The 10,738-nt window shown below is 59.3% G+C and carries 9 protein-coding genes; 7 read left to right on the top strand and 2 right to left on the bottom strand.

Annotated features, from left to right (window positions below):
- The 5 genes from rho to ACIF4X_RS25415 all read left to right on the top strand — a co-directional run.
- On the top strand, nucleotides 1–1,190 hold a 1,190-nt coding region (gene rho / locus ACIF4X_RS25435), incomplete at its 5' end, for a transcription termination factor Rho (protein WP_397484193.1).
- A 138-nt stretch (nucleotides 1,191–1,328) separates the two neighbouring features.
- Nucleotides 1,329–3,290: an acyltransferase family protein gene (locus tag ACIF4X_RS25430; protein WP_397484192.1), complete on the top strand. Its 1,962-nt coding sequence runs from the start codon at nucleotides 1,329–1,331 to the stop codon at nucleotides 3,288–3,290.
- Between the two features lie 80 nt (nucleotides 3,291–3,370).
- Complete coding sequence (ubiD, locus tag ACIF4X_RS25425; RefSeq protein ID WP_397484191.1) at nucleotides 3,371–4,837, top strand: 4-hydroxy-3-polyprenylbenzoate decarboxylase; 1,467 nt, start codon at nucleotides 3,371–3,373, stop codon at nucleotides 4,835–4,837.
- Complete coding sequence (locus ACIF4X_RS25420; protein ID WP_397484190.1) at nucleotides 4,837–5,805, top strand: CDP-6-deoxy-delta-3,4-glucoseen reductase; 969 nt, start codon at nucleotides 4,837–4,839, stop codon at nucleotides 5,803–5,805. Before ubiD ends, ACIF4X_RS25420 begins: the two co-directional genes overlap by 1 nt.
- Before the next feature lie 197 nt (nucleotides 5,806–6,002).
- The gene (locus ACIF4X_RS25415; RefSeq protein WP_397484189.1) at nucleotides 6,003–6,671 is read left to right on the top strand and encodes a gamma-glutamylcyclotransferase; all 669 of its coding nucleotides are present in this window, start codon (nucleotides 6,003–6,005) and stop codon (nucleotides 6,669–6,671) included.
- Here ACIF4X_RS25415 and glpT read toward each other — a convergent pair.
- A complete protein-coding gene (glpT, locus tag ACIF4X_RS25410; protein WP_007911178.1) occupies nucleotides 6,647–7,996 on the bottom strand; it encodes a glycerol-3-phosphate transporter in 1,350 nt (449 codons plus the stop codon). The genes ACIF4X_RS25415 and glpT overlap by 25 nt on opposite strands.
- A gap of 260 nt (nucleotides 7,997–8,256) precedes the next feature.
- Between glpT and ACIF4X_RS25405 the strand changes: the two genes are divergently transcribed.
- Entirely contained in the window at nucleotides 8,257–8,847 is a 591-nt protein-coding gene (locus ACIF4X_RS25405; protein WP_397484195.1) for a flagellar basal body-associated protein FliL, read from the top strand.
- A 178-nt stretch (nucleotides 8,848–9,025) separates the two neighbouring features.
- Entirely contained in the window at nucleotides 9,026–9,640 is a 615-nt protein-coding gene (locus ACIF4X_RS25400) for an energy transducer TonB (RefSeq protein WP_397484188.1), read from the top strand.
- Nucleotides 9,641–9,694: 54 nt separating this feature from the next.
- Here ACIF4X_RS25400 and ACIF4X_RS25395 read toward each other — a convergent pair whose 3' ends face one another.
- Nucleotides 9,695–10,672: an NADPH:quinone oxidoreductase family protein gene (locus ACIF4X_RS25395; RefSeq protein ID WP_397484187.1), complete on the bottom strand. Its 978-nt coding sequence runs from the start codon at nucleotides 10,670–10,672 to the stop codon at nucleotides 9,695–9,697.
- Between the last annotated feature and the right edge of the window lie 66 nt (nucleotides 10,673–10,738).

The following is a 10,738-nucleotide window of genomic DNA, read 5'->3' as shown; positions in this document are numbered from 1 at the left end:
AAAATTTGGCCCGTTCTCGCAAGGAGGACGTGATTTTCTCCCTGCTGAAAAAGCACGCGAAAAGCGGCGAGGAAATCTCCGGTGATGGCGTGCTGGAGATTCTCCAGGACGGCTTCGGCTTCCTGCGCTCCGCTGACGCTTCCTACCTGGCCGGCCCGGACGATATCTACGTCTCGCCAAGCCAGATCCGCCGCTTCAACTTGCGCACCGGTGACACCATCGTTGGCAAGATCCGCCCTCCGAAGGAAGGCGAGCGGTATTTCGCCCTGCTCAAGGTCGACACGATCAACTTCGATCGTCCCGAGAACGCGAAAAACAAGATTCTCTTCGAGAACCTGACCCCGCTGTTCCCGACCGTGCGCATGAAGATGGAAGCCGGTAACGGTTCCACCGAAGACTTGACCGGTCGTGTGATCGACCTGTGCGCCCCGATCGGCAAAGGCCAGCGTGGTCTGATCGTTGCACCGCCGAAAGCCGGTAAAACGATCATGCTGCAAAACATCGCAGCGAACATCGCCCGTAACAACCCTGAAGTTCACCTGATCGTGCTGCTGATCGACGAGCGTCCGGAAGAAGTAACCGAAATGCAGCGCACCGTGCGCGGCGAAGTGGTTGCCTCGACCTTCGACGAGCCGCCGACCCGTCACGTGCAGGTTGCCGAAATGGTGATCGAGAAGGCCAAGCGCCTTGTTGAACACAAGAAAGACGTGGTGATCCTGCTCGACTCCATCACCCGTCTGGCCCGTGCCTACAACACCGTGATCCCGAGCTCCGGCAAGGTTTTGACCGGTGGTGTCGATGCCCACGCCCTTGAGAAGCCAAAACGCTTCTTCGGTGCGGCGCGTAACATCGAAGAAGGCGGCTCTCTGACCATTATCGCCACCGCGCTGGTTGAAACCGGCTCGAAGATGGACGAAGTGATCTACGAAGAGTTCAAGGGTACCGGCAACATGGAACTGCCTCTGGATCGCAAGATCGCCGAGAAGCGCGTGTTCCCGGCCATCAACATCAACCGCTCCGGCACCCGCCGCGAAGAGTTGCTGACGGCCGACGACGAACTGCAGCGTATGTGGATCCTGCGCAAGCTGCTGCACCCGATGGACGAAGTGGCTGCCATCGAGTTCCTGGTCGACAAGCTGAAGACGACCAAGACCAACGACGAGTTCTTCTTGTCGATGAAGCGCAAGTAATACGCAAGCCGCTTGAAAAGAAGCGCCCGAAAGGGCGCTTTTTTTTGCGTCGGATTATTTGTATATGGATTGAAATGTACGCTGCTGATAACTTTCGCGCTTTCCAGGGCTTTGTATCCAGAACGAGAAAGGTTTTTCATGCACACGTTTGGCAATCGCCGTGATATCGACGGATTAAGGGCTCTGGCAGTCATCCCCGTTGTACTGTTTCATTTCGGATTCAGTACGTTCAGCGGCGGTTTTGTCGGCGTCGATGTTTTCTTCGTCATTTCCGGGTTCCTGATCACTTCGATCCTGTTCCGTGAAATCAGCGCGCAGCGCTTCAGCTTTGTGGATTTCTGGGGGCGTCGGGCCCGGCGCATCCTGCCGGCATTGACCGTGATGGTGCTGGTTACACTGGCATTGGGTTGGCTGCTGCTGACGGCGAAGGACCTTGCCGAGCTAGGACGTACGATTCGTTATCAGTCCTTGTTCATTTCCAACATTCTGTTCATGCGCGACCACGGCTACTTCGAACCTGCTTCGGAGCTCAAGCCATTGCTGCATACCTGGTCGCTGGCGGTGGAAGAGCAGTACTACATCTTCTTCCCGTTGATGATGGTGCTGATGATGCGCTACGTCCGTCACTGGCGCTGGATGCTGTTCGCCGTGCTGCTGGTTTCGTTTGGCCTGAACATCGTTTACATCGAGCGCCGACCTGAATTTGCGTTTTTCGCTCTGCCGACCCGCGCCTGGGAGCTGCTCTGCGGTGCCATGTTGGCGGTTATGCCTGTGCCAAAACACGTTGCGCGGCCGTGGCTGCGTGAGTCCGTCGGCGTCGCCGGGTTGGCGGCGGTGTTGTTGGCGGTGTTCAGTTTCGACAAGACCACGGTGTTTCCCGGCTGGGCGGCACTGTTGCCGGTGCTGGGCACAACGGCACTGATCTGGTCAGGTGCACAGGGCACAACGTTGGCCGGGCGCCTGCTGAGCCTGCGGGTGCTGGTGTGGATCGGTCTGCTTTCCTATTCTCTTTACCTTTGGCATTGGCCGGTTTACGTCTATGCCAACGCGATCTCCATTGACGGCATCCAGCCGCTGGAGGCGCTCGGCTGGATGGCATTGGCGTTGGCTCTGGCCTGGCTGAGCTTGCGCTATATCGAGCTGCCTTTTCGTGAGAAACGTGTGTTTGCCAGCCGTAACTCGGTGTTGGTCGGTGGGTTGGTCTCGATCACTGTTCTGGTGATTACCGGCTCGGTGATTCGCTCGGCAGACGGTGTTCCACAGCGTCTGACCGGCAAAGCGCTGGAGTACGCGCAGTCCCGGGAGTGGAAAGCCGGGCAAACCGAATGCATGCAGTTGAGCACGGACAAGGCGCTGGACAAGGTCTGTCGGGTGGGTAGCGATCAAGAGGTCGCCCCGACAAAGATGTTCTGGGGTGACAGTCACACCGCGGCCTTGTTGCCGGCCATTGCAGGCACTGCCGGTCGCGATGCACAGCCGGTCTGGTTGTACAGCCTGACGGCGTGCCCGCCGATTGTCGACGAGCACCTGCGCCAGCAATGCAAAGACTTCAACAAGCGCAACATGGCGCTGGTGCTTGAGCGAGGGATCAAGGACGTGGTCCTGGCGGCGAACTGGAGTCTGTACATTTATGGTCGCGAAGATGGCGACGGCGATAAACAGTTCCTGCTCGATCGCAAAGACAACAGGGCACAAGCCGAACAGCGTCTGGCCGCAGGGCTCAAGGCTCAAGTGGCTGAACTGCGCGCGGCAGGTGTGCAAGTCTGGCTGTTCAAGGAGGTGCCGCTGCAACACAAGAATTACATCGACCGCCTGACCAGCCTGGCGCGCATCGGGCGCTCGGCTGAAGGCCTCGGTCGCCCGCTCAACGAGCATCTGGCGCGCCAGCGGTTCTTCAGTGATTTGTTTGGCGCGATGAGTGCCGCGGATTCTGGTGTGCACGTCATCGATCCAACGCCGCTGATGTGCAAGGAAGGGCTCTGCGCCATCGATGTCGACGGCCACTCGCAGTACAAGGATGCCGACCATCTTTCCGACGTCGGCAGTGCCCGACTGAGCGCGTTGTTTGCGCCGATCCTGCTGGGCACGAGCCACAATTGAGCGATGCCGGACACTGACGGGCTGCTGTTTGCCCGTCAGAGCAGGTAGGATGTACGCCTATTTTGAGGGTGCCATCGTCAATGAAATTCAAGGATCTTCGGGATTTCGTGCAGCAGCTTGAGCAGCGCGGAGAGTTGAAACGCATCCAGATTCCCGTCTCGCCGGTGCTGGAAATGACCGAGGTGTGCGATCGCACGCTGCGGGCCAAGGGCCCGGCGTTGCTGTTCGAAAAGCCCACCGGCTACGACATCCCGGTGCTCGGCAACCTGTTCGGCACCCCTGAACGGGTGGCGATGGGCATGGGCGCCGAGTCGGTCAGCGAACTGCGCGAAATCGGCAAGCTGTTGGCTTTCCTCAAGGAACCGGAGCCGCCGAAGGGCTTGAAGGACGCGTGGTCGAAACTGCCGATCTTCCGCAAGATCATCTCGATGGCGCCGAAAGTCGTCAAGGATGCGGTGTGCCAGGAAGTGGTCATCGAAGGCGACGACGTCGATCTGGCGATGCTGCCGGTGCAGACTTGCTGGCCCGGCGATGTCGGCCCGCTGATCACCTGGGGCCTGACCGTCACCAAAGGCCCGAACAAGGAACGCCAGAACCTCGGTATCTACCGTCAGCAAGTGATCGGCCGCAACAAGGTGATCATGCGCTGGCTCAGCCACCGTGGCGGCGCCCTCGACTTCCGCGAATGGTGCGAGAAGCATCCGGGCCAGCCGTTCCCGGTGTCCGTGGCCCTTGGCGCGGATCCGGCGACCATCCTTGGCGCCGTGACGCCAGTGCCGGACAGCCTGTCCGAATACGCTTTCGCAGGGCTCTTGCGCGGTAACCGCACCGAGCTGGTCAAGTGCCGTGGCAACGACCTGCAAGTGCCGGCCACCGCCGAGATCATCCTCGAAGGCGTGATCCATCCCGGCGAAATGGCCGATGAAGGCCCGTACGGCGACCACACCGGTTACTACAACGAAGTCGACAGCTTCCCGGTGTTCACCGTCGAGCGCATCACCCACCGGATCAAACCGATCTACCACAGCACCTACACCGGCCGTCCGCCGGATGAGCCGGCGATCCTCGGCGTGGCGCTGAACGAAGTGTTCGTGCCGATCCTGCAGAAGCAGTTCCCGGAAATCACTGACTTTTACCTGCCGCCGGAAGGCTGCTCGTACCGCATGGCCATCGTGACCATGAAGAAGTCGTATCCGGGGCATGCCAAGCGCGTGATGCTCGGTGTCTGGTCGTTTTTGCGACAGTTCATGTACACCAAGTTCGTTATCGTTACCGACGACGATATCAACGCCCGCGACTGGAACGACGTGATCTGGGCCATCACCACGCGCATGGACCCCAAGCGCGATACGGTGATGATCGATAACACGCCGATCGACTACCTCGACTTCGCCTCGCCGATCTCCGGCCTGGGTTCGAAAATGGGTCTCGATGCCACCCACAAGTGGCCGGGCGAAACCACTCGCGAGTGGGGCCGCGTGATCGTCAAGGACGACGCCGTCACCCAACGGATCGATGCCCTCTGGAATCAGTTAGGAATAGATTGATGCGTGTAACCCTGCAGCCCTCCGGAGCAGTGCTTGAGATACAGCCCGGTGAGCGGATTCTCGATGGTGCGCGGCGCCTGGGCTACGAATGCCCGCAAAGCTGCCGCAACGGCAATTGTCACGTGTGTGCGGCGCTGCTGGTTGAAGGTAGCGTCGCGCAGGACGGCAAGGTGCACGACCACGGCGAGTTCTACACTTGCATAGCCGAGCCGCTGGAAGACTGCATCCTGCTCTGGGATGGCGTGCTCGCGCTGGGAGAACTGCCGGTGCGCAGCCTGTCGTGTCAGGTCATCGAATGCCGCGACGTCGGTGGCGACACCTGGCGCGTGCGTCTGCGGGCGCCGGCGGGCAAGCCGCCGCGCTATCACGCCGGGCAGTATTTGATGATCGAGCGCGAGAACGGCGAGAAGTCGGCGTTCTCCATGGCCTCGGCACCCCACGGCGGGCGTGATCTGGAAATCCATGTGCTGGCGCGCGAAGCCAGTGCACTGAGCCTGATCGAGCAGCTGCAACGCAACGCGATGGTGCATGTCGAGCTGCCATTCGGTGACACGCATCTGGCCGAGCTGCCGGAAGGGCCGCTGGTGCTGATCGCCGCTGGCACCGGCATGGGCCAGATTCACGCCTTGATCGAACACTGCCGCGCCAACGGCTTCAAACACCCCGTGCATCTGTACTGGGGCGTGCGCCGTCCGGAAGATTTCTATGAGATCGAACACTGGGACGAATGGCTGAAGTTGCCCAACCTGTTCCTGCACAAAGTCGTCAGCGATCAATGTGGCTGGGAAGGGCGCTGCGGCATGCTGCACGAGGCGGTCTGTGAGGACTTCCCTGACCTGAAACCGCTGCACGTCTACGCCAGCGGCTCGCCGGCCATGGTCTACGGCACGCTCGATGCCTTGGTCGAAGCAGGGATGGACGCCCATCAAATGCGCGCGGACGTGTTCGCGTACGCTCCCCGCTCCTGAATCCGTTATAACTCTCTATATAGCCGATCGGTATTTATGTAATTGCATAAATACCGCTAGGTTATATATCAATCAGGCAATCAATTAAGAACTGTGCCATGGCACTCAAATTGCCTTAAAACATATGTGCCTTATTGTTACAGCGGTGCGTTCTATTAAGTAATTCTTCACCCGCGGGGAGCTGAACGCTATTCGCCATGAGCGCCATTGAAAACGTTTTTCTGAATTTGAATTACCCTCCGCGGCTCGATCTTGGGCCGCAGCTGACGCACGAACAACTTATCGCTTCCATGCAATCGACCATGGCACGCCACAAGGGCGGGCCGGTGTGGCTGTTCGCGTATGGTTCGCTGATCTGGCGGCCGGAATGTTCGGCGGTGGAGCGGGTACGCGGACGGGTGCATGGCTACCATCGTGGCTTGTACCTGTGGTCGCACGAGCACCGCGGTACGCCGGAAATGCCCGGTCTGGTATTTGGTCTGGATCGTGGTGGTTCGTGCAGCGGCTTCGCTTATCGCTTGCCGGAAGACAATCTCGACGCTGCGCTGTACGCGTTGTGGAAACGCGAGATGCCGGTGCCATCCTATCGGCCACACTGGCTCAACTGCCGTCTCGCCGACGGTAGCCAGGTGCAGGCCTTGGGATTCGTGTTGGAGCGACACCTGCCCAGCTATGCCGGCAACTTGCCGGATCACGTGCTGAGCCAGGTGTTCGAAAGCGCCAGCGGGCGTTACGGCACCACTCGCGATTATGTCGAGCAGACCGCCCACGCCCTGCGCAGCCACGCCATGCCAGATCGGAATCTGGAGGCGCGGCTCAAGCGCTGTAAATCACAGGCCGATCAAGCGACTGCTTCGCGGCTCTGACTGGCGACTTGCTTGTGCCACAGCGTCGGGGCGAGGAAGGCCATCGACAGCAGGCAAGCGCCCACCAGCAGCACGAAACCGCCATCCCAACCGAAATGGTCCACGGTGTAGCCCATTGCGGCACTGGCCGCGACCGAGCCACCGAGATAACCGAACAGGCCAGTGAAGCCCGCAGCAGTGCCGGCGGCTTTCTTCGGTGCCAGTTCCAGCGCCTGCAGACCAATCAACATTACCGGGCCGTAGATCAGGAAGCCGATCGAGAACAGCGCGATCATGTCGACGGTCGGGTTGCCGGCCGGGTTCAGCCAGTAAACCAGCGTCGCCACGGTCACCAGAGCCATGAACACCATACCGGTCAGGCCACGGTTGCCACGGAAGATCTTGTCCGACATCCAGCCGCACAGCAGCGTGCCCGGGATACCCGCCCACTCGTAGAAGAAATAGGCCCACGAGGTTTTATCAACGGTGAAACCCTTGGCTTCCTTCAAGTAGGTCGGTGCCCAGTCCAGCACGCCGTAGCGCAGCAGGTAGACGAAGACGTTGGCCATGGCGATGTACCAGAGCATTTTGTTGCGCAGCACGTATTTGACGAAGATCTCTTTCGCGCTGAATTCGTCTTCGTGGCTGGCGTCGTAGCCTTCCGGGTAATCGTTCTTGTACTTCTCGATGGGCGGCAGGCCGACCGATTGCGGGGTGTCGCGCATGGTGATGAAGGCAAACACTGCCACGCCCAGCGCTACCGCTGCCGGTACGTAGAACGCCGCGTGCCAGTCGTTGAACAAGCCCATGCCGAGCAGGAACAGCGGGCCGATCAGACCGCCGCCGACGTTATGCGCCACGTTCCATACGGACACCACGCCGCCGCGTTCCTTCTGCGACCACCAGTGCACCATGGTCCGGCCACTTGGCGGCCAGCCCATGCCCTGAGCCCAGCCATTGATGAACAGCAGGATGAACATCATGGTCACGCTGGACGTTGCCCAAGGCGCGAAACCGAAAATGAACATCACCCCGGCCGAGACCAACAGGCCGAACGGCAGGAAGTAGCGCGGGTTGGAACGGTCGGACACCAGGCCCATGAGGAATTTCGACAGGCCGTAGGCGATGGCAATCGCCGACATCGCCAGGCCCAGATCACCGCGGCTGTAGCCTTCGTCGATCAGGTACGGCATGGCCAGGGAAAAGTTTTTGCGCAGCAGGTAATAACCCGCGTAGCCAAAGAAAATACCGGCGAAGATCTGCCAGCGCAGGCGTCGGTAAGTGCTGTCTATTTTTTCTTCAGGCAATGGAGCCTGATGTGCGGCAGGTCGAAAGAAAGCAAACATTCAAGAGCTCCAAATTTCTTGTTTTGACTGCGGATGCGAATGTTACAGTTTCGTTACCGAAAATAGCACCGGTTCGCATCGAGCAAATAGCGGAAAATGTTGGAAGTCGCGCGTTCCTTTACGAACCTGTCGCTCAGCTGTAAGAACAGGGCGTTTTTGTCGCTCTATGAAGGTTGTGTCTTAGACTCACGCTCAGTGAATTAACTGATCGCAGAGATAAACGATGGCTCCGAATGCGCAGGTTATTGCCGAGGTTGTTGATGGTGGCCGTCGTCACCGTTTCGGTGCTGGTGCTGAGTTTCGCCCACGGAGCTGGCGCATCGGGACTGCGCAATACCATCGTACTGATCGTCCGCCATGCGGAAAAACCTGACGTGGGTCGAGAGCTTAACGCGCAGGGCCAGCAACGCGCCGCCGCGTACGCCGACTACTTCACCCCGCTGAAACTGGGTGACGAAACACTCACCCCGCAACGCCTGATCGCCACCGCTGACAGCGCGCAAAGCATCCGGCCCCGGCAAACGCTGATCCCACTGTCACAACGCCTGCAACTGCCCATCGAACAGCCGTTCGCCAATAACGACGTCGACCAACTGGTCAAGCAACTGCGCGCCAGCAATCAGGCGAAAACCGTGCTGATCGCCTGGCACCACGGCCACATCAATAAACTCATCGCCGCATTCGGCGGCAATGGCCCGGCACTGATCGGCCAGCCGAAGTGGCCGGTGGACGTTTATGACTGGCTGATTGTTTTGCGCTTTGATGACAAGGGGCAGTTGATGAAGTCTCATAGTCGGAAGGTTCAGGAACAGTTGATGCCCGGTGACGTTAGCGTCGCAAACGGCAGCTAAACATCCGTCAGAAAAATTACCTGCGACCATTCGCGCATCGGGTTCGCCCGGTTTCCCCGGGGGATCAGGGAAATGTCCTGCATGCAGCGGCGAAGCTGCGCCATTCAGTTAAAAGTCATTGCTCAGTAACCTTTGTGTCGTTGCCGGAGAGGGCAACTCACTAGGGAAGGGCAGGATCATGCGCTGGTTTTTTGCTGGGCTTTTGTTGGTAATCGGCGGTTCTGCGCTGGCATCAGAGGTGTTTTTGATACCGGAAAACAATCCCAAGCCGATTTATCCTCTAGAGCTGCAAAGGGCGGGTGTAACGGGCGAGGTGAAGGTTAGTTTCATCGCCAGTGCGGATGGCTCAGTCAGCGAAGTCAGCATTCGAGAGAGCACTCACCCTGAGTTGGCCGATGCGGTTCGAAACGCGATAGCGCAGTGGCGTTTCAAACCCTGGACGGTTGAAGGGAATAAACCTGAACAGCAGGAAGTCATCGCGCCGATGATTTTCAGGCTCGATCTCGATCAGCCCATTCACGTCAATCAGCAGCTGAAAACCCTGCGATGCCATACGATGAATGAAAATCTCGCCAACATTGCAGAGTATTCATGGATCGATTCAGCGGTGTTTGCACAAATTCGTGCCTATCTTTCGAACGTCTTCCATAAAACCCAGCTGCCGGATGAACAGCGTCTGGCGATAATTGCCAAGATGAATCGGCAGGTTGGGACGATCGTCAGGGCTTGTCGGGAGAGTCCGACGCGCAAACTCATAAGCCTGTTATCGGCGGAGATTCGTGAATTGCTTTGATAACAAAGGCCAGAGCGATCGAACCGGGCATTCTGACCTTCGTCGATAGGTAGCTCAGCGCACTTGCACCACAATCTTGCCCACCGCCTTGCGCTGGCCAAGATCATTGATTGCCTGCGCTGCATTGCTCAGCGGATAGACCTGCGACACCAGCGGTTTCAACTTGCCCTCGGCAAACCAGCCGAATAACTGCTGGAAGTTCGCCGCGTTGTCCTGCGGCTGGCGCTGGGCGAAGGAGCCCCAGAACACCCCGAGCACCGCCGCGCCTTTGAGCAGGGCGAGGTTGACAGGCAGTTCCGGAATCCGACCGCTGGCGAAGCCGACTACCAGCAGGCGGCCGTTCCAGGCGATGGCGCGGATGGCCTGGTCGAACAGATCGCCACCCACCGGGTCGTAGATCACGTCAGCGCCCTGACCATCGGTGAGGCGTTTGATTTCCTCCTTGAGGTTGGCTTCGCTGTAATTGATCAGCTCATCGGCACCGGCAGCTTTGGCCACCGCGAGTTTTTCGGCGCTGCTGGCGGCAGCAATCACGCGTGCGCCCATGGCTTTGCCGATCTCCACGGCGGCCAGACCGACGCCGCCGGAAGCACCGAGCACCAGCAGGGTTTCCCCCGATTGCAGGTTGGCGCGTTGTTTGAGCGCGTGCATCGAAGTGCCGTAGGTCATGCTGAAGGCGGCGGCGATGTTGAAATCCATCGATGGCGGGATCGGCAGGACGTTGTAGCCCGGCACGGCGACTTGTTCGGCGAAGCTGCCCCAGCCGGTCAAGGCCATGACGCGGTCACCGACCTTGAGGTGGCTGACCTTTTCCCCGACTTCGCGCACTACGCCAGCCGCTTCGCCACCCGGCGAGAACGGGAAGGGCGGCTTGAACTGGTACTTGCCCTCGATGATCAGCGTGTCCGGGAAGTTGACCCCGGCGGCGTGCACGTCCAGCAGGATTTCGTTCTTCTTCAGGGCGGGGCTGGCGACGTCTTCCAGCACCAGCGATTCGGCAGGGCCGAAGGCTTTGCACAGCACGGCTTTCATCAGGGCTATTCCTTTGGGAGTGATGGCCGATAAGTGTAGGTGTGTCAGTCAACGGGTCAACGAGCA

This window comes from Pseudomonas sp. NPDC085632, assembly GCF_044541255.1.
Classification (GTDB): Bacteria; Pseudomonadota; Gammaproteobacteria; order Pseudomonadales; family Pseudomonadaceae; genus Aquipseudomonas.
This window is presented reverse-complemented; position numbering and strand designations above follow the sequence as displayed.

Coding starts and splice junctions, on each gene's coding strand:
- ubiD (WP_397484191.1), top strand. CDS start 3,371: ATGAAATTCAAGGATCTTCGGGATTTCGTGCAGCAGCTTGAGCAGCGC.
- ACIF4X_RS25415 (WP_397484189.1), top strand. CDS start 6,003: ATGAGCGCCATTGAAAACGTTTTTCTGAATTTGAATTACCCTCCGCGG.
- ACIF4X_RS25405 (WP_397484195.1), top strand. CDS start 8,257: ATGGTGGCCGTCGTCACCGTTTCGGTGCTGGTGCTGAGTTTCGCCCAC.
- ACIF4X_RS25430 (WP_397484192.1), top strand. CDS start 1,329: ATGCACACGTTTGGCAATCGCCGTGATATCGACGGATTAAGGGCTCTG.
- ACIF4X_RS25395 (WP_397484187.1), bottom strand. CDS start 10,672: ATGAAAGCCGTGCTGTGCAAAGCCTTCGGCCCTGCCGAATCGCTGGTG.
- ACIF4X_RS25420 (WP_397484190.1), top strand. CDS start 4,837: ATGCGTGTAACCCTGCAGCCCTCCGGAGCAGTGCTTGAGATACAGCCC.
- ACIF4X_RS25400 (WP_397484188.1), top strand. CDS start 9,026: ATGCGCTGGTTTTTTGCTGGGCTTTTGTTGGTAATCGGCGGTTCTGCG.
- glpT (WP_007911178.1), bottom strand. CDS start 7,996: ATGTTTGCTTTCTTTCGACCTGCCGCACATCAGGCTCCATTGCCTGAA.